Source organism: Janthinobacterium sp. HH102, from assembly GCF_001758625.2.
Lineage (GTDB): Bacteria > Pseudomonadota > Gammaproteobacteria > Burkholderiales > Burkholderiaceae_D > Janthinobacterium.
The window spans coordinates 242,255-265,707 of sequence record NZ_CP062062.1; the positions used below are offsets into that span (position 1 = coordinate 242,255).

Sequence of the window (23,453 nt, forward strand, 5' to 3'; positions counted from 1 at the left end):
ATAATGGCCGCATCGTTGCTCTACATTAGTGAAACTTTGCCATGTCCACTTCGCCCTCCGCAAGCAAGTCCTGGATCAAGCCAGCCCTCATCGCCGTGTTCGTGGCGGGCGTGGCGGCGGCCGGCTATCTGTCGCTGAACGACAAGCAACGCGCGCCGGACGTGACTTTCCACGGCATCCATGGCGAGAAGATCACCTCGGCCAGCCTGCGCGGCAAGGTGGTGATGGTCAATTTCTGGGCCACTTCGTGCACCACCTGCGTGGCGGAAATGCCGGACATGGTCGACACCTACAACAAGTACAAGGGGCAGGGCCTGGAATTCGTGGCCGTGGCCATGAAATACGATCCGGCCAACTACGTGCTGAATTTCGCCGAAACGCGCCAGCTGCCGTTCAAGGTGGCGCTCGACGTGACGGGCGAAGCGGCCAAGGCCTACGGCGACGTGGCCCTCACGCCCACCACCTTCGTGCTCGACAAACAGGGCAAGATCCTCAAGCGCTACGTGGGCAAGCCGGAATTTGCCGAACTGCACAAATTGCTCGAAACGGCCATCGCGGGATAACACGGCACAAAACCCTGTTGCCAAGCGTTGTCAATCTGTTATAACCTTCCCAGGCGTGATCCCATTCACCTTGTGAAGGCCAGCCGTGTCCCCAGCCGCTCAATCGCTCGACCCGCAGCAACTGAAAGCCTGGCTGCTTGCCACCGGGAACAAGGACGCCACGGCGTTCCGCCAGCTATATAACTCCACATCATCGAAACTGTTTGGCTTCGCGCTGCGTATATTGCATAAGCAAGAGCTCGCTGAAGAAGCCTTGCAAGAGGGTTTTGTCGCCATCTGGAACAACGCCGCCGCTTACCAGAGCCATCTGGCCGCGCCGATGACCTGGATGGCCACCATCGTGCGCAACAAGGCGTTCGATGTGCTGCGGCGCAGCGACGATACCGTGGAAATCGATGCCGAACAGTTTGATAGCGAAGTCATGAATGCACTCCGGGACCCCCAGGCCACGCCGATCGAATCACTGCAGATGAGCGGTGACGCCAAGGCGCTGGCGTTTTGCATGTCGGCCCTGGAAGGGCTGCACCGGCAGGTGGTCGCCCTGGCGTTTTATCACGACCTGTCGCACAGCGAAGTGGCGCAGCAGATGTCGCTGCCGATCGGCACCGTGAAGACGTGGATACGCCGCAGCCTGGAACGGCTGCGCACGTGCCTGGCGAAACGGGAGGCATCATGAATATCCGCGGCAATGACACCCTGCGCCAGAAACTGGCGTCCGAATACGTGCTGGGCACCCTGAAAGGGGGCGCGCGGCGGCGTTTCGAAGGCTGGCTGCACAACGACGCCGATTTGCGCAATATCACGGCCGAATGGCGCCAGCGCCTGGAACCGATGGCCGAATTCGCCACGCCCGTGGCGCCGCCCAAGCGCGTGTGGCAGCAGATCGAGCAGCGCCTGCACCTGAAGCCGCAGGGCGGCTGGGCGTTGTGGCGCGATGCGCTGTCGTTCTGGCGTGGCCTGGGCATGGCGTCGAGCGCCATCGCCGCCTTGCTAGTGATCGTCTTGGCCACGCGCGTGATGGACGCGCCGCAGATCAGCTATGTCGCCAGCCTGACGGACGAGAAGGCGCAAACGGCATTGCTGCTGACGGCCGACAGCCGCCACGGCGCGCTCGAGGTGCGCATGGTGGGCAATGCGCCCGTGCCTGCCGACCGCGACCTGGAACTGTGGGCCGTACCGAAAAGCGGCAACCCGCGCTCCCTGGGCTTGCTGGCGGACAAGGGCAATGTGAAACTGGCCCTGTCGCAGGGCGCCATCGGCAACGACGTGGCCTTGCTGGCCGTCACCCTGGAGCCGAAGGGCGGTTCGCCGAATCCGGACGGACCGACGGGACCGATCTTGTATAAAGGTAACTGGGTCAGGCTATAAGGAAATGTCGGGTTACGCAGCGCTGCTGCTAACCCGACCTACCGGCTTATTTCGGATATAAAATCATCTGCGTGCAGCGGAACAGGGCGATGGTCTTGCCCGTTTCCTTGCTCTTCACCACGGCATCCCACACCTGCGTGTTGCGACCCTTGTGCTCGACCTTGGCCGTGCAGGTGAGCGTGCCTTCGCGGGCCGTGCCCAGGTGGTTCGATTTCAATTCGATGGTGGTGAAGTTGATCGCGCCCTCGGGCAGGTTGACGATGCAGCCATAGCCGGACGCCGTGTCGGCCAGGGTCACCACGCTGCCCGCGTGCAGGTAGCCGTTCGGCGCCAGCAGGTGGGGCAGCACGGGCAATTCCGCCGTCAGCTGGCCGTCGCCCACGGCCGTGATGACGATACCCAGGTGGCCGGGCAGGCGGCCCGTGCCGCGTTCATTCAACATTGCTACGGTGATGTCGGGATTGCTCATGCTGGTCCTTGTGCGGGTGGGTCCGGACAGCGGATCTGCCGGAAAATACTATGATGATAGCAACTTTCCCGGCAACGGTTTGAGCGCAGCTATTTTTTGCCGCGCCGCCGTTTCCACCACACCAGGGTCCCCGTCAGCAGGAACAGCAATGGCATCAGGCCGAACACGGTAATGAAGGCGCGCCCGGCCGCGCCGAAGGCCTGCCCCGAATGCAGGGGGAATTGCCAGCCCAGGAAAACGTCCCCGGCCGGCGCCCGCAAGGGATCGCGTATGCGCAGGGGCAAGCCGCTGCGCGCGTCCAGGGTGATGCGCGTGGCGCCGTCGCCCTCGGCGATTTCGCCGGGCTGGCGCACGCGCACGTCATACGGCTGGTCTTTTTTCGCTGGCAGCACGATGCGCGACACGCGTGCCTGCGGATACAGCTGCTGCGCGGCGGCCATCGCCTGGCCTGCATCGAGCACGGCGCCGTCCTGCTGCACATTCTTGAGTTTTGCCGTGTCCGGCACCGTCGACACGAGCTCCACCAGGGGCACGATCAATTGCGGCAAATTGAAATAGATGCCGGAAAAGGCGAGCACGGCCAGCACGGGCGCGGCAAAGAAGCCGGCCGCCTTGTGCATCGTATAGTGAAAGCGCGGCCAGGAGCCGCCATGCGACACGGTCAGGGCGCGCCGGATCGCCGTCCACTGCAGGCGCGGCCACCACAGGTAGATGCCGCTCAGGGCCATCAGCAGCAGGGCCACGCCGGAAATGCCCGTGATGGTCTTGCCCACGTCGCCGGACAGTAAATAGCGGTGCAAATGAAACATGCCCGACATGAACAAGGGGCGCGAGAGGCCGAAGCGCCCCCAGTCGCGCTCGCCTTTGACTTGCAGGGTGTACGGGTCGACCATCACCTGGCGCACGATGGCCTGGCTGAACGGGGACGGTTTGCTAGTCTGGCGGTACGAGGCCACGTACACGTCGCGCGCGTCGGCGGGCGGATTGAGCTGGCTCGGCTTGCCGTAGGCGGGGTCGGCCGTAAGCTGGTCCACCACCGCCTGCAGCGTACGCGGCGTCACCTGGAACACCTGGCCAGGTGCGGGCGTGCTCGCCTGTAACAAGTTGGGATTCAGATACGCGTCGAGCTCTGGCATCCAGGCGATGGCGGAGCCCGTCAAGCCCAGCAGGACGAACAGGGCGCCGAACCACAGCCCCGCATACAGGTGCAGTTTGCTGAGCAACCACTTGATCGAGCGTTGTGACATGGAAACTTTGGGAAATTTGGGCTGCGAAACGATAGCATGAAAGCCCTGCGGGGAAAATCACGCGCAGCAAGAAAGGAAGGAATAGAACAACACGCTCATGACAACGGCAGATTCGGATAAAAACGAGCGTTTCGGCACCATCAGCGAGCGCATCGGCATCGCGCGGTTATGTTGCGCGGCATACACTTTCCCCTATACTTATCGAAAGGAAAACTATGACCGCCTCCCGCTTCCTCGCCGCCACCTTGGGCCTCGCCCTTCACCTGGGCGCCCACGCTGCCGATTTCACGGTGACCAGCACCGACATCGCCCCCGGCCAGCGCCTGGCGAGCGCGCAAGTATTCCAGGGCTTCGGCTGCACGGGCGGCAACCTGTCGCCGCAATTGTCATGGAGCAACGCACCGGCCGGCACCAAAAGCTACGCCGTCACCCTGTACGACCCGGACGCGCCCACGGGCAGCGGCTGGTGGCACTGGAGCGTATTCAATGTGCCGACCAGCACCACGTCCTTGCCTGCGGGAACGACAACCGCCACCTTGCCGGCCGGCGCCGTACAAGGGCGCAACGATTACGGCGACAGCGCCTACGGCGGCGCCTGCCCGCCACCGGGCGACCAGGCCCACCGCTACCAGATCACGGTGTGGGCGCTGAAAACGGACAAGCTGCCGCTGGACCAGCACGCCAGCGGCGCCATGCTGGGCTACATGCTCAATGCCAACGCGCTGGGCAAGGCACAACTGACGGGACTGTATGGCAGATGACATGGAAGCGGTGGCCCTGAGCGAGCTGCGCATCGCCCACGGCACCATCGAGGCGCGCCGCGCGCAAACCCTGCGCCGCGTGCCCGTCTTCCAGAGCGCCCTGTGCCGCGTGCGGCAGGGAACCAAGCTGCTGGAATGGGGGGCGCGCCAGGCGCGCGCCGGCACGCACGACGTGGTGCTGATGCCGGCGGGACAGGAACTGGGCGTAGCCAACCTGCCTGGCGCGCAAGGCTACCGCGCGGAAGTGCTGAGTTTTTCGCCGGCCCTGATCGCCCGTTTCCGCGCGCGCCATGGCGGCCTCGTCGATACCCAGCTGCGCCAGGCGGCCACGGCCAGCCTGTGCGTGCCGCTCGATGCCCACGCGGCGGTGGCCTGGGACCAGCTGACGGCCAGCCTGGCGGGCAGCACACCGCCCGCGCTGCTGGCGCACCAGGCGGAAGGCTTGCTGCTGGCCCTGGCACTGGGCGGCCATTGCGGCCCGCTGTTGCTGGACCGCCGCGATCCGCTGGCCGCGCGCGTGCAGCAAGTGCTGCTGCTGGACCCGGGCGCCGACTGGAGCGTGACCAAGGTTGCCAGCCATCTGCACCTGGGCGCCTCGACCCTGCGCCGCCAGCTGGCCCTGGAACAGCGTCACTTCCGCGCCATCCTGGAAGACGTGCGCCTGGGACTGGCCTTGCAGGAATTGCAATCTGGCATCTTACCCATCGGCGACATCGCCGCCGCCTGCGGCTACGCCTCGCCCTCGCGCTTCGCGGCCCGTTTCCGCCAGCATTACGGCCTGTCGCCGCGCGACCTGCGCGCCACCTTGTAAGCCCGCTCTGGCGCAAATCAAGCAACAAGCGCTGACAGCGGGACGATTTTCTTGCTACTATGCGCCCATGTCTTCCCGCCAGCCATCCCGCAAGCCTTACCCGGCGTCCGCCCTCGCGCGCACGCCGTGGCAGCTGTGCGTGGCGCTGTTCAGTGCGCTGGCCCTCGTGTTCCTGCTGTCGACGGCCGCCTCGCACCTGCACAAGACGACGCTCGACGCGGAAGAGTGCGCGCTGTGCGCCACGGTCATCGACAAGGTGGCCGACATCGCCGTGCCGCCGGCCATCGCCGAGCCGCCCGCCCAGTTACTGCCGTACCGCCTGCTGGCCCTCGCGCCCGCTACCCTGGCGCCCGTCGCCGTCCTCGTCCTGCCGCCCGTGCGCGGCCCGCCTGCCGCCTCACTGTAGTTCCCACGCTGTTTTTATCCTTTTCAGGCTGCCCCTTGCCGCACTTTGATGCGCGCCGGGCCGCCTGGCGTTGACTATTTTCGAGGTTTACCATGCAACACACTCCACGTCTGAGCGCGCTGTCGCTCGCCCTTGCCAGCCTGTTTACCGTTTCCGCCCATGCCGCCGAGCCTGCCGAAGCCAGTACCGATGCCGCCCCACCGGAAATGCAAAAGGTCGAAGTCACCTCCGCCCATCTGAAAAGCGCGCGCATCGAACTGTCGCCGAAAGTCGGCACCACCATCTACAGCATCGACAGCCACATGGTCGACATGCTGGGCCAGGGCGACAACACGCCGTTCAATGAAGTGCTGCTGCGCCTGCCGGGCGTGTCGCAGGATTCAAAGGGCTCCGGCGCCCTGCACGTGCGCGACGACCATGCCAACGTACAATACCGCATCAACGGCGTGCAGTTGCCCGAAAGCATCAGCGGCTTCGGCCAGTCGATCGACACGCGCTTGATCGACAAGACGGATTTCATGACGGGCGCCTTGCCGGCCCAGTTCGGCCTGCGCACGGCCGGCATCGTCGATATTGAAACGAAGGAAGGCGGCTTGAGCCCTGGCGGGCGCATCGGCATCATGGTGGGCAGCCACGACCACGTGGAGCCGAGTGCCGAATTTTTCGGCAGCGTGGGCAAGTTCAATTACTACCTGTCCGGCAGCTATCTGGGCAATGCCCTGGGCGTGGAAAACCCGCAAGCCACGCGCAGCGCCCTGCACGACAAGACGCGCCAGAATAAAACCTTCGGCAGCCTGTCGTATTTCCTCGATGACAACACGCGCCTGGGCGCCATGTTCGGCACCTACAACGGCCGCTTCCAGATCCCGAACAACCCGGACCAGGCGCCGGGCTTCTCGCTGGCCGGCCACAGCGATGCGCAGGTGGGCACGTCCAGCATCCCTTCATCGCAGCTCAATGAAAACCAGCGCGAAGTGAACCGCTTCCTCGTGCTGTCGCTGCAAAAAAGCCTGGGCGACGTCAATTACCAGGTGTCGGCCTTCCACCAGTATTCGGAACTGCACTTCACGCCCGACGCCATCGGCGACTTGATCTACAACGGCGTGGCCTCGGACTCGCGCCGCGCGAACAGCGCTTCCGGTGCCCAGTTCGACATCAGCTACAAGTTGCACCAGGACCACACCGTGCGCGCGGGCCTGGCCTACACGCGCCAGAAAACGACGAGCGACAACACGGTGGCCGTCTTCCCCGCCATGGACGGCGCGCAAACTTCCACCACGCCGATCAGCATTCTGGACAACAGCGGCAAGACGGGCACCCTGGCCAGTGTCTACCTGCAGGATGAGTGGCATATCAGCAAACCGCTGACCCTGAACTACGGCGCCCGCTTCGACAAGGTCTCGGCCTACACGAGCGAACAGCAATGGAGCCCGCGCGTCAACCTGGCCTACCAGGTCGCGCCGGGCACGGCCCTGCACGCCGGCTATTCGCGCTACTTCACGCCGCCGCCGCAGGAACTGGCGGCGCAAGCCAGTATCGACCTGTACGCGAACACGACGAATGCGCCGGCAATCGGCCAGTCCGACAACGTCAAGGCCGAGCGCACGCATTACTACGATATCGGCATCAGCCACCAGGTGAATGCAAAACTGACCGTGACGGCCGATGTGTACTATAAAAAGATCAACAACCTGCTGGACGAAGGCCAGTTCGGCCAGGCATTGATCCTGACGCCGTTCAACTATGCGGACGGCTACGCCAAGGGCCTGGAGCTGTCCGCCATCTACAGCGAGAAAAACTGGGGCCTGTTCCTCAACGCCAGCACGCAAAAGGCGCAGGGCCGCAACATCAATTCGGGGCAAGCCCTGTTTGGCGCCGATGAGTTGAACTACATCAGCCAGCACTATGTCTACCTCGATCATGACCAGAAATACACGCTGTCGGGTGGCGGCCACTATCACTTCGGCGATTCGCAAGTGAGCGCTGACTTCCTCTACGGCAGCGGCCTGCGCATGACGCCGGACGGCGGCGCACCGAATTCCGGCCATTTGCCGAGTTACTTCACCGTCAACACGGCGCTCACGCACACGTGGAAGAACACGCCGGTGGGCAAGGTGGAAGGACGGCTGGCCCTGATCAACCTGTTCGACAAGTCGTACCTGCTGCGCGACGGTTCCGGCGTGGGCGTGGGAGCGCCGCAGTATGGCGCCCGCCGCAGCATCTACGCCGGCCTGTCCACCAGTTTTTAACCGTTACCACCGTTACGCGCGAAGACAGCGGCAGGGAGCAACGCCTGCCGCTGTCGGTTGCCGTTAAGAAACGATCTCGTGGCGTCTATCGGGATGCTGTTTTAATGGGGAATATCGGCGATTGGTAGCAGCATGGTCAGCGGATCATCGGGGAGGGGCGTAAAACCATACTGTTGATAAAATTGCGTACCTTGCGGCTCTTTGGCATCGACAAACAGGGCAAAACCGCCCACCTCCGCTGCGACCGATTGCACACGCTTCATGGCCGCTACCAGCAGCAATCGGCCAAAGCCGCGACGCTGATGCCGCTGCGCGACAGCAAGCCGCGCCAAGGTAAAGCCGGGTACGTTGCTGGGCAACTTCTTCATCATGGCGATGGGAATAGCCTCCTTGGGGGTCATGGTACGAATCGCCAGTGAAAAATAGCCAATAATTTCCGTAGGATCAGTTTCATCGACCAGCACGAACGTTCGCGAAGCGCCATGCCGCTGATGCTGCCTTGCTATTGTCTGCAACCACGTATCCAATACCGGTGTGCCGCAATGAAACCTTGTTACATCATGTATTGCTTTCAGTGCTGTCACGAAGTACGCCATTCTCTACTTTCTGTGCATAATTTTCAAAAGCCTTCGTCAAAGCCGCATTCGGCCCCTGCGGGTTTTCCAGCAAATCGATCATCATGGCGGCGTCACGACGGGAATAGCGGATCAGGTATTCGCGATCGATGATCATTTCCGCCTTTTCCAATGCAGCTTGCACGAGGAATTGATTCAAGGTAGCGCCGGTCAGCTCAGCCGCTTCTTGAAGTTTCTCGGCAATTGAGCCGGAAACCCTGGCCGTAATACGGCCGCGTTCTTCAGTCACACTCATTATTTAGCTCGTGTCGTCGGGTTTGTTCGGGTGTCGTCGGGTATCCCAATGAGCATAGCACATGATGGGGACAAAGCAACCCTTATTGGAGACAAAATGTCACCATTACTCATTGCCCCATTTGATTTCGGCATGATGATGCGCCTGCAGATACGCATTTGCCTGGCTGAACGGCTTGCTGCCAAAGAAACCTTTGCTGGCCGACAAGGGAGATGGATGGGGCGCTGCCAGCACCAGGTGCTTGCCGGGGTCGATCAAAGTGCGCTTGGCTTGCGCATAGCCGCCCCACAGGATGAACACAAGGTGTTCGCGCTCGGCGGACAGGTGGCCGATGGCGCTGTCCGTCAGCTTTTCCCACCCCTTGGCTGCATGCGAACCGGCCGCCCCGGCGCGCACCGTCAGCACGCTGTTGAGCAGGAACACGCCTTGCTCGGCCCAGTCGGACAAATCCGTGCGCGTGCGCGCCACGCCCATGTCGCTGTGTAATTCCTTGAAGATATTCTGCAGGCTCGGCTGCGGCGGCGTGCCTTCGGGAATCGAAAAGCACAGCCCCATGGCGGCACCGGGCGTGTGATACGGGTCTTGCCCCAGGATCACCACCTTGACTTGCCCGAACGGCGTCAGGTCGAAGGCGCGAAAAATGAGTTTACCGGGAGGACAACACGGCCCCGCCGCATATTCGGCCTTGACGAAGGCGGCCAGGCGCTCCCAGTAGGGCTGGGCAAACTCCCCCTCCAGCCGCGCCTTCCACGATGCGTCGATGCGTACGTCCATGGCTCCCCCGTCAATCATGTTTTTAAAACATCATTGATCAGTATAGCCGCGTCACGTCCGGTACCGCGTTACGGTACGGCTGGGCAATGCCTATTTGTCGTCATAGTGATAACGGCAGGCCGCCACGTAGATGCAGCCCGCGTCGGGCAGATACACGAGCCGGTGCTGGCGGTCGATGCGGCGCGACCAGAAACCCGTCAGGTCGCCTTTCAGCGGTTCCGGCTTGCCCGTGCCCTTGAACGGATCGGCCAGGCATGCATCGAGCAAGTCGTTGATTTTTTGCAGGATTTTCAAGTCGTTCTCTTGCCAGAACAGATAATCCTCCCAGGCATGATCGGTCCAGGCCAGCACGGCGGCGCGCGCCTGCTGCTTGTTTTCAGTCTTCCGGTTTTTCATGCCGCGCCAATGCCCGTGGCTGCGCCTTGCCCGCCTTGATCTGCGCCACGGACGCCATCAGCCGGCTGGCATTCTTTGCCGTGCCCAGCAAATACAGGGTTTCCTCGATGCTGTTGTAGTCCGACAAGGACAGCATCACCACATGTTCGCCATTCACGCGCGTGATCACCGTAGGCGTATGGTCGTTGCAGACGTCGTCCATCACGCTTTTCAGGCCCGCGCGCGCCTCGCTAAAAGTCAGGATATTCATGCGGTGCCACCACTCCATGGAAAGTACATGCCAATAATTGTACAGGATATTGTACATCACCTCAATCAGGCAAAAAAAAAGCCGCCACGCTATCGCGGGCGGCTTTGATGTGGCGCAAGCTGCTTAGAAATTCAGCGCCGATTCCACGCCGGCGCTGTGCGCCTGTTCATCCGCGTGGTACGAGCTGCGCACCATGGCGCCCACGGCGGCGTGGGTGAAGCCCATTTTATAGGCTTCCTCTTCGAACATTTTAAACACGTCCGGGTGCACGTAACGGCGCACGGGCAGGTGGCTGTTCGATGGCGCCAGGTACTGGCCGATGGTCAGCATGTCGATGTCGTGCTCGCGCATGTCGCGCATGACTTGCAGGATTTCCTCGTCCGTCTCGCCCAGGCCCACCATGATGCCGGACTTGGTTTTGACGTCCGGGTACATGGCCTTGAAATCCTTCAGCAGTTTCAGCGAGTGCATGTAGTCGGAGCCGGGACGTGCTTCCTTGTACAGGCGCGGTGCCGTTTCCAGGTTGTGGTTCATGACGTCAGGCAAACCATCCTTGAACAGATCCAGGGCTTTTTCCAGGCGGCCACGGAAGTCGGGCACCAGCACTTCGATGCGGGTGTTCGGCGACAGGGCGCGCGTTTGCTGGATGCACTCGACGAAATGGCCGGCGCCGCCGTCGCGCAAGTCATCGCGGTCGACGGAGGTGATGACGACGTAGTTCAGGCGCAGCTTGGCGATGGTTTTCGACAGGTTGGCCGGCTCTTCCTTGTCCAGCGGGTCCGGACGGCCATGGCCGACGTCGCAGAACGGGCAGCGGCGCGTGCACTTGTCGCCCATGATCATGAAGGTGGCCGTGCCCTTGCCGAAGCACTCGCCGATGTTCGGGCAGCTGGCTTCCTCGCACACGGTCACGAGCTTGTTTTCGCGCAACACATCCTTGATTTCATAGAAACGGGTCGAAGCCGAAGCGGCCTTGACGCGGATCCAGTCCGGCTTTTTCAGGCGCTCGATCTGCTCGATCGGGACGATCTTGATCGGGATGCGCGAAGTCTTGCTGGCGCCTTTTTGCTTTTCGCTCGGGTTGTAGGCGGGAGCGGCGGGGGCGGTGCTGGAAATGGTCTCAGAAGTCATGGCTGCAAGCCCTTGACGGGCATGTTGGTTTGTTTGCTCAGGCATCCGCTGCCTGAGGCGCGCCTGCGGCGCTGTTTACTTCGCTTACATCGAGTAATACGGTCAATTCCTGGGCCAGGGCCCGCTGCACCTCGGCCAGCGGCGCCACGACGCCCATGCTGCGCATGTCCACCGTCTTCAGGCCGGAATAGCCGCAAGGGTTAATCCAGGAAAACGGCGCCAGGTCCATCGCCACGTTGAGCGATACGCCATGGTAGGTGCAACCGTTGCCGCGCACTTTCAAGCCCAGCGCGGCGATCTTCGCACCCTTGTCTGGTCCGCCAGCAATATAGATGCCAGGCGCGCCATCGATGCGCTCGCCAGCGAGATTATACGCCGCCAGCACGTTGATGATGGCTTGCTCGATTTTATGCACGAACTGGCGCGCATACAGCTTGCCGCCCGGCTTGTTGCGGCGCAAGTCCATCAGCAGGTAAATCACCACCTGGCCGGGGCCGTGGAACGTCACTTCGCCGCCCCGGTCCGTCTGCACCACGGGCACACTCTCGGCGCCGGCCAGCAGATGGCCGCGGTCGGCCGCCAGGCCCAAAGTAAATACGGGCGGATGTTCGACGATCCACAGTTCGTCGCGCGTGTCCGTCGTGCGCGCATCGGTAAAGGCGCGCATGGCGGCAAAGGTCGGCTCGTAATCGACGCGGCCCAGCTCGCGGATCAGCGCCGTTTCGGTGCGGGTGGTGGTCATGACAGATTCTGTAATCAGCTGCCGGCGCCCTGCGGACGCTGCGGCGAAGCCGTGATTATAAGCCAGGCCGCCGTTTCATTCAGCCAAGGGCGCCTCGTCGTTGCCAGAAGGCAGCAGCAAGCTGCCCAATTTTTGTGCAGCGTAGCGCACCTGGGCCAGGCTCAAGGCCGTGTAACCGAGCAGCACGGCCGGCGCCAGCCTGGCGCTGTGGCAAAAATCGCCGAGCGGCTGCAGCGCCAGACCCTCCTGCGCCGCGCGCGCGCAAAAGGCCCGTTCATCGCCATCGGGCGGCAGCCACAGCACGCAATGAAAGCCCGCCTGCTGGCCGGAAATCGTGTAACGCCCGGGGGCCGTCTGCTCGAGGCAGGCCAGCAGCAGGTCGCGCCGCTCCTTGTAGGCCAGCCTGGCCTGGCGCAGATGGCGCACGAAGGCGCCTTCTTCCATCCAGGCGGCCAGCGCCAGCTGTTCCGTCACGCCCACGGACCTGCCCGTCAATTGCACGATGCGCAGCAGCTGCGGGCGCAAGGCGGGCGGCAGCACCATGAAGCCCACGCGCAGGCCGGCAAACAGGGTCTTGTTGAAACTGCCGCAATAAATCACGCGCTGGTACTGGTCCAGTGCCTTCAGGGCCGCCAGCGGCGCGCTGTGGTAATTGAATTCGCTGTCGTAATCGTCTTCCACCACCCAGGCGCCGCTGTCGTTCGCCCATTCCAGCAAGGCCAGGCGGCGCGTGACGGACATGGTCACGCCCAGCGGCGACTGGTGCGCCGGCGTCACGTACGCGAGGCAGGCGTCCGTGTGCGCGGCCAGGGCGGCGCAATCGATGCCCTCGGCGTCGACGGCAATATCCACGGGCACGGCGCCGGCCAGGGCAAACAGGGCGCGCGCGGCCGGGTACCCCGGTTCTTCCAGGCACACCTTGTCGCCATCGCGCACGATGCCGCGCGCCAGCAAGTCGATCGCGTGGCGGATGCCGGTCGTGACAACGATATCTTGCGGGTCGCAGCGGATGCCGCGGTACTTGGCGAGGAAGTCGGCGATCTGCTGGCGCAGCTGGGGCAAGCCGGCCGGATCGGCGCTGCACAGCTGCTCCGGCGTGGCGGCCGCCAGCGCCCGCGTGGCGCACTTGGACCAGGCAGCCATGGGAAACAGGCTGGCGTCGGCACGCCGCGCCACGAAGGGCAAGCCGTCGCGCACACCCGTGTCCGGGGCGGGCGCGGGCACGCTGGCCGGCGCGGCCGGGGCGGTATCTGCAAATCCTGCCATCAAAAAGCGCTCCGGCACCACGGCGCACACGCGCGTGCCGGAACCGGGCACGCGCGTCACATACGCTTCCGCGTGCAGGCGGTCGAACACGGTTTCGATGGTGCCGCGCGACAACTCCCACCGTTCGGCCAGGGTGCGGCTCGATGGCAGCCGGCTGCCCGCCGGCAGCATCTTCGTCAGGATGGCCGAGCGCAGCGCTTCATACGCGCCATCCTGCTTGTTGACGCCTGCCTTGTCGAGCCAGCTGGTGGGACGAGGCAAGTCCAGGGCGTGCGGTGATTTTCCTCGCGGCATGATGATCGTCCAAGTGGTCCAATAAGTTTTCTGATGAGTGGCACTTCGCATTACACCACAACCATCCTACTCTCACCGTTCCGGTGCGCCAGCGGGGCGCACGTTTGCAAGGATCGTATAAAACAATGCAGAAACACATCGCTTTATGGGCCTGGGGCGGCATCGTGCTGCTGCTGGTCTGCCTGTCGCGCATCAGCATCGACATCTATCTCCCTTCGCTGCCGGCCATGGCCGATGCCCTGCATGCCAGCGATGCCCAGTTACAACTGACCCTGAGCCTGTTCATGGCCGGCTCGGCCGCCTCGATGCTCGCCTGCGGGCCGCTGGCCGACCGCTACGGACGCCGGCCCGTGCTGCTGGCCGGCACGGGCATTTTTGTGCTCGCCAGCATCGTCTGCACCGTGACCTCCGATGTGCACGTGCTGATCGCCGCGCGCGTGCTGCAGGCGTTCGGCGGCTGCAGCGGCACCATCATCGGCCGGGTCATGGTGCGCGACCGCTTCGATCCCGCCACGCAGGCGCGCATGCTGGGCAGAATATCGATGGCGATGGGCTTGTCACCGATCCTGGCGCCGCTGGCCGGCAGCGTGCTCGACGCGGCGTTCGGCTGGCGCGCCGTGTTTGGCGTGCTGTGCCTGCTGGGTGCGCTGTCGCTGTGGCTGATCGCCGCCTGGGTGCCGGAAACCAAGCCGGCCAGCGTCGTACCACAGGGCAATACCCTGGCGCTGTACTACCGCCTGCTGGGCGACAGATATTTCCTGCGCTATGCGCTGGCCATCGGCTGCGTGTATTGCACGTATTTCCCCTTCATTGCGGAATCGTCCGTGCTGTTGCAAAGGGGCATGCACCTGTCGCCCGGCGCGTATGCGCTGGTGTTCGGGCTGACGGTGAGCGGCTATATCGCGGGGTCGAGCCTGTTCCGGGCGCTGGGACCGCGCCTGGGCGCCGATCACATGCTGGGCGTGGCGGTGCTGCTGAATGTGGCGGGGGCGGCCAGCCTGTTGCTGGCGGGCACGTTGGCGCCGCAGCACGTGGCGTCGCTGGTGGCGCCCATGCTGCTGGTGATGGTGTCGGTGGGCATGGCGATTCCCGCCTGCCAGCTGGCCGTGCTGCAGCCGTATGGCGCCCAGGCGGGCAGCGCCTCGGGCCTGTTCTTCTTCGTGCAGATGGCGATCACGGCCGCCTGCGGCGCCGTCATCGCCGCCATCACGGACGGCAGCGAAAAACCGCTGCTGTGGGTGACGGCGGCGGCCAGCGGCGCCTTTGCCCTCGTGTGGCTGCTGACTAAGCCAGTTGCGGCAACGGCACGTTCGCCAGCCACTGCCGCACGGCAGGACGCTGCCACTGGGCCAGCGCATACGCGCGCAGCGCAGGCGGCACGGGCTGGCCGCTCTTGATCAAACGCAACAACATCAGGGCCAGGTCCGTGTCGGCGATGCTCCAGGCGCCGAACAGATGCTCGCCCTGCACCAGTTCGCCCGCGATCTGCAGCAGCTTGGCGCCAGCGGCCTGTGCCGCCGGCGACAGCGGCGCATGGTCCGCGCGGGGCGGGTGGAACACGACGGTGGAATCGCGCTCGTTGCGCAGCGCCAGCAGATCGCTGCGCAGCCAGGCCTGCACCTGCCGCGCCCGTGCCCGCTGGCGCAGATCACGCGGCAGCACGGAAGGATAGTCGGGCGCGGCAAAGACGTCGTCGAGATAATCGGCGATGGCGTTCGATTCCGTCAGGATAAAGCCGTCGTGGTCGATGGCGGGCACGCGCTGCGTCAGGCTCAGGGCGCTGAACGGCGGCTGACGCGCCGCGCCGGCGTCCAGGTCGACGTCCTGGACGGTGAAGGGAAGCCGCTTTTCGCTCAGGGCGACATAGGTGGACAGGGCGTACGGACTGATGCGGTTGCGGTCGACATACAAAATGAGGGACATGGCGGGCCTTCCTGTGGATAAGTGAACAGGATTCATCATAAAGCGCCGTGTTAAGCTAACAAAACGAGTTATATTCGACGTTCTAGTTACTTTTATTCACATTAAACGCCATGTCCAGATTGCCGAATTTTTCAGCACTGCGCGCCTTCGAGGCGGCTGCCCGCCACGGCAATTTTTCGCGCGCGGCCGAGGAGTTGCACCTGACGCACGGCGCCATCAGCCACCAGGTGCGCAAGCTGGAAGAAGAGCTGGGCTTGCCGCTATTCCTGCGCAATGGCCGCCATGTGACGGTCACGCCACAGGGGCGGCAATTCGCGCTGGTGCTGGGCAAGGCTTTTACAGAGATCGCCACGGCGGCGCAAGCCCTGCGGCCTGCGCCTGCCAATACGCGGCTGACGATCACCGCGATTCCCTCGTTTGCGGCGCGCTGGCTGGCGCCGCGCCTCGGACATTTCATCGAACGCCATCCCGGCATCGAAGTGGTGCTGCAAACGAGCGGCGCCTTGCAGGACCTGGAAGGCGAAGGCATCGACGTGGGCATCCGCTTCGGCCGCGGCCATTATCCCGGCCTGCTGGTGCAGCCGCTGATGGGCGACGTGTATTACCCGGTCTGCAGCCCCCGTTACCGGGGCGGCAACTTGCCGGCCACGCCGGAGGCGCTGGCGCAGGTGACCTTGCTGCGCTCGCTCGAGCCTTGGCGGCCGTGGCTTGCGGCGGCTGGCTTGCCGCTGGCTGAACCCGTGGGCGGCGTACTGTACGAGGATTTGTCGATGCTGATCCGTTCGGCCATCGATGGCGATGGCGTGGCGCTGGTGCGCCATGTGGTGGCGTTGCAGGAAGTGGCCGCGGGACGGCTGGTGCGCCTGTTCGATATGGCGGTGCCCTGCGCCGACGCGTATTACTTGGTCAGCCCGCCCGCTGCGGCGCAGCGCGGGCCCGTGCACGCCTTCCGTGCCTGGCTGGACGAAGAAATCGCCGCCTTCCAGGCACGCGAAGCGCCCACCTTGCTTACATGACGATCTTGACCATCGGGTGGCCCGACAGCGCCATGTACAGGGCGTCGAGCTGCTCGCGGCTGATGGCGCGCACGGTCACGGTCAGGCCCGTGTAATTGCCCTTGCCCGATGGACGCTCTTCCATGCGGCCCACATGGAAGGTCGGATCGTGGCTGATGACCAGCTCGAGCATGGTCGGCGCGAAATCGACATGCGTCGGACCCATGATCTTGATGGGAAAATCGCTCGGGTATTCGATCAGCGATTCGCTGGGAGGAATCGTCACTTCGGTCGGTGGGGTGGTTTGCATGGGAAATCCAATCAGTGCCGGTCAGAACAGGCAGCGCTTATCGCGCGGCGGCTGCATAAAGGCGTATTGTAGCCAACTTTGGCAGCGCCTGCGCCGGCCGCCATGGCCCCAGGGGCGCGGAAAAAAAAAGCCAGCTGGGTAAGCTGGCGAAAACTATTTCGTTTGGACAAAATAGCCGGAAAAGTCGATGCTGTCACTTGGAGGATAAGCAGTGGCCGTACTGTAGCCAAACCACGGCGGCTTTACCTCCGGTATGTGACGAACTGCGCATTTCGCGGCTTGAACGTCGATACGGCGCGACAGACGGCACGGCCGTCAGCGCTCCGCTTCCTGCATCCGGCCATTGCGGCCGGGACCGCCGCGCTCGTTGTTGCGCTCAATGTTGCGCTCATTGTTGCGTTCACGGGGCGGATTGGGACGCTCGGCGCTGCGCGCTTCCTGGGGCGGACGGGCGGCAGGGGCCGGCATCGGCGGCGCAGGGCGCGGCTGTGCCACCGGCGGCGGCGCGGGCAAAGATGGCGGCGGCGCCGTCTGCAGCACCTCGCGGCGGGGGCCACGCTCGGCGCGGGGCCAGTCGGCGCGGGGCCGCTCCTCGCCACGCCAGCCGGGACGGGCCACATGGTCATGCACCGGTGGCAAGACCGGCATCGCCGGCATCACGGGCTGCGCCGGCATGGGGGGCTGCTGCGGCTGGGCCGGCACGGGCGGGCGGTTCGGCTGCATGGGATGCGGCGCCAGGTGCGTCTGGCCGTCGTCCGTCTGCAGGCGGCCAGGGCGGCTACCCCAGTCGCGCCGGGGCTCCCGGTCGCCGCGCGGCGCCTCAACGGGACGCTGCCAGTTGTCGGCCGGTGCAGGCGCGGTGCTCAACGGCAAGCTTTGCATGACGGGCGGCGGCATGGTGGTGCGGTTGCGGCGCGGCACGTCGACCGTGCGCGAGGCGCCAAAACGCTCGCCGGGCAGCATGGTCATGCCTTCGCGCCGTTCGCGTTCGCCCGCCACGAAACGGCGCCCCTCGGCCACGCGGTTGATGCGGCGTTCATAGTCCGCGCTGGCGCGGTAGCCGGGCACGTAGCGGTCGTGCGGCGACAGGGGGAACCAGCCGATACCGGGTCCCGGCCGCTGGCCGTGCTGCTGCCCATGGTTGCCGCCGACCCAGCCCACCAGGGCCGGCGCCCACGGCACGCGGCCGCGCTCGCGGCCGGGCGCCCAGCCCCAGCGGTGGCCCAGCAGCACCCAGCGGCCGTAGTGCGAGGGCGCATAGCCCCACGGCGCATTGTCGACCCAGGTCCAGCCCCACGGCGCGATCCACGTCCAGCGCCCGTCGCTGTACGGTGCCCAGCCGGCCGGCACGCTGCTCGGCAGCCACAGGGGCCCGTATTGTGCGTCTTCCTGCCAGGCGCCGTAGCGGTCCAGCTCTTCATAGCCGGTGGTATCGTCCGTGACATAGCGCAAGGCCGGCGCGGCGGCGGGCAAGGCTTCGGGCCAGTGGTCGAACGCCACGCGCTGCACCGCGCCCGTGCGCAATTCTTCGTCCGTCAACTCGGCGCGCTTGCCGGCACGCAAGGTCACGCTGCCCGTCGCGCCATCCACGTCGGCCGCGCCGTCGAGCACGCTGACGACGCTGGTGCCGGGCTGGCGTCCCGCCTCGATGCGCACCCAGCCCGGCTGGGTCAGGATCACACGGGCCTGGGCCGTGGTCAGCTCGAAGCCGCGCAGCGCGTCCGGGTTGCGCACGCGCACGCTGACCGTGCCATAGCTGAGGTGCAATTTGAAACTGTCGTCATCGAGTTCGCTCACTTCCAGCTCGGAATCGCCATCGAGGCGCACGGCGGCCGCGCCCACACGAAATTCCGCCAGCGCACCGCGCAGGGTGCTCAAGCGGTTATCCGTCGTGACAGGCCAGTTCAAGAGGGCGTTTTGCGCGTCGCCATCGCCGGCGCGCACCAGCACTTGCCCTTCGACGGTGGAAATGCGGCCCACGCGGGCGGGCGGGTCCTGCGCCAGGACGAAGGCGCACGCCGACGACAGCAGCACGGCGCACACGGTGCGCAGGAAGGGGAAAGACAGGGTCGGACGCATGGCAGCGCTCCAGGCAGGACTTACAGGGATGATTGCCACCGATTACATCCGCATTCGACGGACCTCGCAAGCGGGCTTACAAATGTTTGCATATTGACTTCGTTCAGGATGCAGCCTGGCTGCCCCGCTTGACGAAGAACAGGGCCGCGCCGACGGCCATCAGCAAGCCGCCAAAGAAGCGGTTCTGCTTTTTCACGGCGCGCGCATCGCGGAAAAAGCGCTGCATCGACGAGGCAAGGAAGGCGTAGCTGTGCATGACGATCTGATCGATCGTACACATGGTGACGGCCAGGATCAGCAGCTGCGGCAGCAGCGGCGCTGCCGGGCTGATAAATTGCGGCAACACCGCCACCATGAAAATGATGCCCTTCGGATTCGTCACGTTGGTCAGAAAGCCCGTCAGCACGCGCCGGCCCATGGAAGGCACCACGGCGTCGGCATGCAGGTCGCCCGTGACGGCCACCTTGGCGCGCCATTGCGACAGGCCCAAATAGATCAGGTACAGGGCGCCCACCGTCTTGACGATATTGAACGCCACCTCCGAGGCCAGCAGCAGGGAACCGACGCCGGCGCCGGCGATGCCCAGCACCACCAGCAGCCCCAGCTGCAAGCCCAGAATCGTGGCGCTGGCCTTTTTCACCCCGTACGACAGGCCGTGCGACATCGACAGCACGGCGCCCGAGCCGGGCGAGACGGCGATGATGGAAGCGGCGATGACAAAGGTGATCCAGGTGGCGAAATGCATGCGGTGTCCAAAAAATGGTGACGATGAGCAATTTTAACCCGGTCGGTGCGGCCTTGCCGGCCCGCCCTGAGGTAAGATCGCAGTCACACACTTCCTTGCCGTACAACCAAGAATAACATCATGAAAAACAACACTTTCCTCGCTCCACGACTCCCTGCCACCACCATGGGAGCGCGCTGAGATGGCCGGCTCCAGTCTGCTGGCCCTGCTCGACGACATCGCCAGCATCCTCGATGACGTTTCCCTGATGACCAAGGTGGCCGCCAAGAAGACGGCCGGCGTGCTCGGCGACGACCTGGCCCTGAACGCGCAGCAAGTGGCCGGCGTGCGCGCCGAGCGCGAACTGCCCGTCGTCTGGGCCGTCGCCGTCGGTTCGCTGAAGAACAAGGCCATCCTCGTGCCCGCCGCGCTGGCCATCAGCGCGTTTGCGCCGTGGGCCATCACGCCATTGCTGATGGTGGGCGGCGCCTACCTGTGCTTCGAAGGTTTCGAAAAGATTGCCCACAAGTATTTGCATCCGGACGACAGCCACAAGGCCGAGCTGGCGCAGGCGCTGCGCGACCCGCAGGTCGACCTCGTCGCCCTGGAAAAGGACAAGATCAAGGGCGCCATCCGCACCGATTTTATTTTATCGGCGGAAATCATCGTCATCGCGCTGGGCACCGTGGCCGCGGCCACCTTTGCCGAGCAGGTGGCCGTCGTCGTCGGCATTGCCATCATCATGACGGTGGGCGTGTACGGCCTGGTGGCCGGCATCGTCAAGCTCGATGACGCGGGCTTTTATTTGTCCGCGCGCAAGGGTGCGGGCGCGCTGATGGATGGCGTGCGCGGCTTTGGCCGCATGCTGGTATCGGCGGCGCCGAAACTGATGAAATTCCTGTCCGTCGTGGGCACGCTGGCCATGTTCATGGTCGGCGGCGGCATCCTGACGCACGGCTGGCCGTGGGCCAGCGCGATGCTGCACCATGCGGAAGAAGCGGTGGGCAGCGTGGCCGGCATCGGCCCCGTGCTGGCCGCCGTCACGCCCAGCCTGATCAACGCGGTGGCCGGCCTGATCGCCGGCGGCCTGGTGCTGGCAGGCGTCACCGCCGTGTCCGCTTTGTTGCGCATGATCAAGCCAAGCAAATAAACTTTCTGGTCTGATGAGGCGGCAGGCGCATCCGTGCCTGCCGCCCCGGCCATGCCGGCGGCGCCCGCTGCCCATGGAGACCTTATGCAGACTTCCCCCGCCCCACGCCCCAGCAGCGCCTTTATCGGCGCGTCCTGGGCGGCATTGCTGATCGGCATCGTCACTTACCTGTCCGGCCTGTGGAACGCCAGCATGCCCCTCAACGAGAAGGGCTATTACTTCACGATTCTCGTGTACGGCCTGTTCGCCGCCATCTCGCTGCAGAAATCCGTGCGCGACCGCGCCGAAGGCATCGCCGTGACGGGGATTTACTTTGGCCTGTGCTGGATTTCCGTGCTGCTGGCCTTGCTGCTGCTGACGGTGGGCCTGTGGAACGCCACCCTGCAAAACAGCGAAAAAGGGTTCTATGCCATGGCGTTTTTACTCAGCCTGTTCGCCGCCGTGGCCGTGCAAAAGAACGTGCGCGACGTGGCGCGCGCCGCGCCGCTCGCACCGCAGGACGTGCCGGGAACTTAAACGCCACCGCCCCGTCTATCTCCGTATCCATGTCGGGAGGGGATGATGGGCGACCAGCAGAAACGTTTGCAGATGGCACTGGAGGCGGCGCACATGGCCATCTGGGATTCGCGCATCGTCGATGGCCAGGTCATCGACGGCACGGTCAGCTGGTCGGCCAAGGGCGCTGCCTTGCTGGGCCTGGAAGAACGCGCGCTGACGCAGCCATTTCGCGCCTTTCTCGACTGCGTGCACGCCAGCGACCGCGACAAGGTCATGACCGTGCTGCAGGACGGCGTGCGCCGGCGCGAAGGCTACGCCCTGCAATACCGCGTCGTCTGGCCCGACGGCAGCGAACATTGGCTGGCGGCCAAGGCGCAAATTTTCATGGATGCCGACGGGCATCCCGAACGCACCCTGGGCATCATCTGGGATATCACCGAGCACATGGAGCGCGAACTTCTGATCGCAGAAAGCAAGGAACTGGCCGAAGTGACGCTCAGCTCCATCGGCGATGGCGTCATCACCACCGATCCTCAGGGCAAGACGCGCTACCTGAACCGGGTGGCCGAGCAATTGACGGGCTGGAGCAACGAGCTGGCGCAGGGCCTGGACATCTGGGAAACCCTCAAGCTCGTCGATGAACACACGGGGGCGCCGCTCGAACACGTGGCCATCAAGTGCTTGCGCCAGCGCCAGGCCATCGGCATTTCCACGCATGCGCAGCTGGTCACGCGCGAAGGGCGGCATATCGCCGTGGAAGACTCGGCCGCGCCCATCTGGTCGCGCGACGGCGAGATCCTCGGTGCCGTCGTCGTGTTTCGCGACGTCAGCCACGAACGCAAGCTGAGCCAGCAGCTGTCGTGGCAAGCCACGCACGACGCCCTGACGGGCCTGATCAACCGGCGCGAATTCGAACATCTGGTGGCCGGCGCCCTGCACACGGCCAAGCAGGACGGCCACACACATGCGCTGCTGTACCTGGATCTGGACCAGTTCAAGGTCATCAACGACACCTGCGGCCACGGCGCCGGCGACGTGCTGCTGCAGCTGCTGGCCAAGATGCTGCAGGGGCGCATGCGCGACAGCGACATCCTGGCGCGCCTCGGCGGCGACGAACTGGGCGTGCTGCTGCCCCACTGCCCGCTCGATCACGCGCGGCAGATCGGCGAACAGCTGCGCCAGTCCATCCGCGATTTCCGCTTCGCCTGGGATAACCGCAGCTTCGAGCTGGGCGTGAGCATCGGCATCGTGGAAATCAACCAGGACAGCAAGTCCATGAGCGAGCTGCTGAGCGCTGCCGACCAGGCGTGCTACCTGGCCAAGGAGCAGGGCCGCAACCGCATCCATGTCTACCAGGAATCGGACGTCATGCTGGCGCAGCGGCACGGCGAAATGCTGTGGATTTCGCGTCTGAACGAAGCGTTCGCACACGATTATTTCCGCCTGTACGCCATGCCCATCGTGCACCTGCACGACCGCGAGGAACACCACGACGAAGTGCTGATCCGTATCCGCAACAGCAAGGGCGACCTGATACTGCCCGGCGCCTTCATTCCCGCCGCCGAACGCTACGACATGATGCTGCCCATCGACCGCTGGGTCATCCGCGCCGTCTGCGCGCATATCGAAAGCGTGCGCGACAGCCTGCCGCCGCTCGAGGCGCTGGCCGAAAGCCGGCGCCGCGCACCGGCCCTGTATTCCGTCAACCTGTCGGGCATGTCGCTGGCCGACACGGGCTTGCACGACTACATTACCGAGCAGTTCGTGCAATTCGCGATTGCGCCCGAACAGATCTGCTTTGAGATCACGGAAACGGCCGTCATCGCCAACCTGCCCAAGGCGCAAGTGTTCATGCGCCAGCTCAAGGCCATGGGCTGCCGCTTCTCGCTCGACGACTTCGGCAGCGGCTTTTCCTCGTTCGGCTACCTGAAGGCCCTGCCCGTCGACTATCTGAAGATCGACGGCGTCTTCGTGCGCGACATCGCCACCAACGCCATCAACCGCGCCATGGTCAAGGCCATCAATGAAGTGGGCCACGTGATGGGCCTGCAAACGGTGGCCGAATACGTGGAAGACGAAGCCACCCTGGCCGTCATCCGCGAGCTGGGCATCGACTATGCGCAAGGCTACGCCGTGGGCGGCCTGCGGCCGCTGACGGCGGGAGTGGATTAGCGGCC

At 64.5% G+C, this 23,453-nt stretch carries 26 protein-coding genes; 12 read left to right on the forward strand and 14 right to left on the reverse strand.

Annotation, left to right across the window (positions count from 1 at the left end; all coding sequences use genetic code 11):
* Positions 1–41: 41 nt before the first annotated feature.
* The 3 genes from JAB4_RS01020 to JAB4_RS01030 all read left to right on the forward strand — a co-directional run bounded on the left by JAB4_RS01020 (position 42) and on the right by JAB4_RS01030 (position 1,931).
* Positions 42–563 (forward strand): TlpA disulfide reductase family protein, encoded by a 522-nt coding sequence (locus JAB4_RS01020; RefSeq protein WP_070223196.1) that lies wholly within the window; start codon positions 42–44, stop codon positions 561–563.
* A gap of 85 nt (positions 564–648) precedes the next feature.
* Positions 649–1,239 carry a sigma-70 family RNA polymerase sigma factor gene (locus JAB4_RS01025; RefSeq protein ID WP_070223198.1) on the forward strand — a complete coding sequence of 197 codons (591 nt, stop codon included), beginning with the start codon at positions 649–651 and terminating at the stop codon, positions 1,237–1,239.
* Complete coding sequence (locus JAB4_RS01030; RefSeq protein WP_070223200.1) at positions 1,236–1,931, forward strand: anti-sigma factor; 696 nt, start codon at positions 1,236–1,238, stop codon at positions 1,929–1,931. Before JAB4_RS01025 ends, JAB4_RS01030 begins: the two co-directional genes overlap by 4 nt.
* A gap of 46 nt (positions 1,932–1,977) precedes the next feature.
* Here JAB4_RS01030 and JAB4_RS01035 read toward each other — a convergent pair whose 3' ends face one another.
* A complete protein-coding gene (locus tag JAB4_RS01035; RefSeq protein WP_070223202.1) occupies positions 1,978–2,400 on the reverse strand; it encodes a PaaI family thioesterase in 423 nt (140 codons plus the stop codon).
* An 89-nt stretch (positions 2,401–2,489) separates the two neighbouring features.
* On the reverse strand, positions 2,490–3,647 hold the full coding sequence (locus tag JAB4_RS01040; RefSeq protein WP_070223205.1) for a PepSY-associated TM helix domain-containing protein: 1,158 nt from the start codon (positions 3,645–3,647) through the stop codon (positions 2,490–2,492).
* A gap of 215 nt (positions 3,648–3,862) precedes the next feature.
* On the opposite strand from JAB4_RS01040, the gene JAB4_RS01045 reads away from it, so the two are divergent.
* The 4 genes from JAB4_RS01045 (at position 3,863) to JAB4_RS01060 (ending at position 7,874) form a co-directional block, all read left to right on the forward strand.
* Complete coding sequence (locus JAB4_RS01045) at positions 3,863–4,408, forward strand: YbhB/YbcL family Raf kinase inhibitor-like protein (protein WP_070223207.1); 546 nt, start codon at positions 3,863–3,865, stop codon at positions 4,406–4,408.
* Positions 4,398–5,219, forward strand: coding sequence for a helix-turn-helix transcriptional regulator (locus JAB4_RS01050; RefSeq protein WP_205602309.1), 822 nt, complete (start codon positions 4,398–4,400; stop codon positions 5,217–5,219). Before JAB4_RS01045 ends, JAB4_RS01050 begins: the two co-directional genes overlap by 11 nt.
* 67 nt (positions 5,220–5,286) lie before the next feature.
* A complete protein-coding gene (locus tag JAB4_RS01055) occupies positions 5,287–5,625 on the forward strand; it encodes a hypothetical protein (protein WP_070223211.1) in 339 nt (112 codons plus the stop codon).
* Positions 5,626–5,717: 92 nt separating this feature from the next.
* Positions 5,718–7,874, forward strand: coding sequence for a TonB-dependent receptor (locus JAB4_RS01060; protein ID WP_070223213.1), 2,157 nt, complete (start codon positions 5,718–5,720; stop codon positions 7,872–7,874).
* Positions 7,875–7,975: 101 nt separating this feature from the next.
* On the opposite strand, the gene JAB4_RS01065 is transcribed toward JAB4_RS01060, so the two are convergent.
* The 8 genes from JAB4_RS01065 to JAB4_RS01100 form a co-directional block, all read right to left on the reverse strand.
* Positions 7,976–8,458: a GNAT family N-acetyltransferase gene (locus tag JAB4_RS01065; protein WP_175444800.1), complete on the reverse strand. Its 483-nt coding sequence runs from the start codon at positions 8,456–8,458 to the stop codon at positions 7,976–7,978.
* Positions 8,433–8,744, reverse strand: coding sequence for a DUF1778 domain-containing protein (locus JAB4_RS01070; protein ID WP_071650246.1), 312 nt, complete (start codon positions 8,742–8,744; stop codon positions 8,433–8,435). Before JAB4_RS01070 ends, JAB4_RS01065 begins: the two co-directional genes overlap by 26 nt.
* 105 nt (positions 8,745–8,849) lie before the next feature.
* A complete protein-coding gene (gene ung / locus JAB4_RS01075; RefSeq protein WP_070223219.1) occupies positions 8,850–9,518 on the reverse strand; it encodes a uracil-DNA glycosylase in 669 nt (222 codons plus the stop codon).
* A 90-nt stretch (positions 9,519–9,608) separates the two neighbouring features.
* The gene (locus JAB4_RS01080; protein WP_070223221.1) at positions 9,609–9,914 is read right to left on the reverse strand and encodes a Txe/YoeB family addiction module toxin; all 306 of its coding nucleotides are present in this window, start codon (positions 9,912–9,914) and stop codon (positions 9,609–9,611) included.
* On the reverse strand, positions 9,895–10,164 hold the full coding sequence (locus tag JAB4_RS01085; RefSeq protein WP_070223351.1) for a type II toxin-antitoxin system prevent-host-death family antitoxin: 270 nt from the start codon (positions 10,162–10,164) through the stop codon (positions 9,895–9,897). The genes JAB4_RS01080 and JAB4_RS01085 overlap by 20 nt, the downstream gene beginning before the upstream one ends.
* 123 nt (positions 10,165–10,287) lie before the next feature.
* Positions 10,288–11,295, reverse strand: a complete 1,008-nt coding sequence (lipA, locus tag JAB4_RS01090) for a lipoyl synthase (RefSeq protein ID WP_070223223.1) — start codon at positions 11,293–11,295, stop codon at positions 10,288–10,290.
* A gap of 37 nt (positions 11,296–11,332) precedes the next feature.
* Complete coding sequence (gene lipB / locus JAB4_RS01095) at positions 11,333–12,037, reverse strand: lipoyl(octanoyl) transferase LipB (RefSeq protein WP_070223225.1); 705 nt, start codon at positions 12,035–12,037, stop codon at positions 11,333–11,335.
* A 75-nt stretch (positions 12,038–12,112) separates the two neighbouring features.
* Positions 12,113–13,597 carry a PLP-dependent aminotransferase family protein gene (locus JAB4_RS01100; RefSeq protein WP_070223227.1) on the reverse strand — a complete coding sequence of 495 codons (1,485 nt, stop codon included), beginning with the start codon at positions 13,595–13,597 and terminating at the stop codon, positions 12,113–12,115.
* Positions 13,598–13,722: 125 nt separating this feature from the next.
* Here JAB4_RS01100 and JAB4_RS01105 point away from each other — a divergent pair, with 125 nt between their 5' ends.
* On the forward strand, positions 13,723–14,994 hold the full coding sequence (locus JAB4_RS01105; protein WP_070223229.1) for a multidrug effflux MFS transporter: 1,272 nt from the start codon (positions 13,723–13,725) through the stop codon (positions 14,992–14,994).
* Here JAB4_RS01105 and yfcF read toward each other — a convergent pair.
* A complete protein-coding gene (gene yfcF, locus JAB4_RS01110; protein WP_083287351.1) occupies positions 14,882–15,520 on the reverse strand; it encodes a glutathione transferase in 639 nt (212 codons plus the stop codon). The genes JAB4_RS01105 and yfcF overlap by 113 nt on opposite strands.
* A gap of 110 nt (positions 15,521–15,630) precedes the next feature.
* On the opposite strand from yfcF, the gene gcvA reads away from it, so the two are divergent.
* Positions 15,631–16,536: a transcriptional regulator GcvA gene (gcvA, locus tag JAB4_RS01115; protein ID WP_070223233.1), complete on the forward strand. Its 906-nt coding sequence runs from the start codon at positions 15,631–15,633 to the stop codon at positions 16,534–16,536.
* On the opposite strand, the gene JAB4_RS01120 is transcribed toward gcvA, so the two are convergent.
* The 3 genes from JAB4_RS01120 to JAB4_RS01130 form a co-directional block, all read right to left on the reverse strand.
* Positions 16,529–16,825, reverse strand: a complete 297-nt coding sequence (locus JAB4_RS01120; RefSeq protein WP_070223235.1) for a DUF493 family protein — start codon at positions 16,823–16,825, stop codon at positions 16,529–16,531. The two genes, gcvA and JAB4_RS01120, sit on opposite strands and share 8 nt — an antisense overlap.
* A gap of 315 nt (positions 16,826–17,140) precedes the next feature.
* On the reverse strand, positions 17,141–18,904 hold the full coding sequence (locus JAB4_RS01125; protein ID WP_070223236.1) for a DUF6600 domain-containing protein: 1,764 nt from the start codon (positions 18,902–18,904) through the stop codon (positions 17,141–17,143).
* 103 nt (positions 18,905–19,007) lie between these two features.
* Positions 19,008–19,649: a LysE family transporter gene (locus tag JAB4_RS01130; RefSeq protein WP_070223237.1), complete on the reverse strand. Its 642-nt coding sequence runs from the start codon at positions 19,647–19,649 to the stop codon at positions 19,008–19,010.
* A 181-nt stretch (positions 19,650–19,830) separates the two neighbouring features.
* Between JAB4_RS01130 and JAB4_RS01135 the strand changes: the two genes are divergently transcribed.
* The 3 genes from JAB4_RS01135 to JAB4_RS01145 all read left to right on the forward strand — a co-directional run bounded on the left by JAB4_RS01135 (position 19,831) and on the right by JAB4_RS01145 (position 23,448).
* Positions 19,831–20,778 (forward strand): DUF808 domain-containing protein, encoded by a 948-nt coding sequence (locus tag JAB4_RS01135; RefSeq protein WP_070223238.1) that lies wholly within the window; start codon positions 19,831–19,833, stop codon positions 20,776–20,778.
* Between the two features lie 84 nt (positions 20,779–20,862).
* Entirely contained in the window at positions 20,863–21,294 is a 432-nt protein-coding gene (gene yiaA, locus JAB4_RS01140) for an inner membrane protein YiaA (RefSeq protein ID WP_070223239.1), read from the forward strand.
* A gap of 72 nt (positions 21,295–21,366) precedes the next feature.
* Positions 21,367–23,448: an EAL domain-containing protein gene (locus tag JAB4_RS01145; RefSeq protein WP_227742158.1), complete on the forward strand. Its 2,082-nt coding sequence runs from the start codon at positions 21,367–21,369 to the stop codon at positions 23,446–23,448.
* The last annotated feature ends 5 nt before the right edge of the window (positions 23,449–23,453 follow it).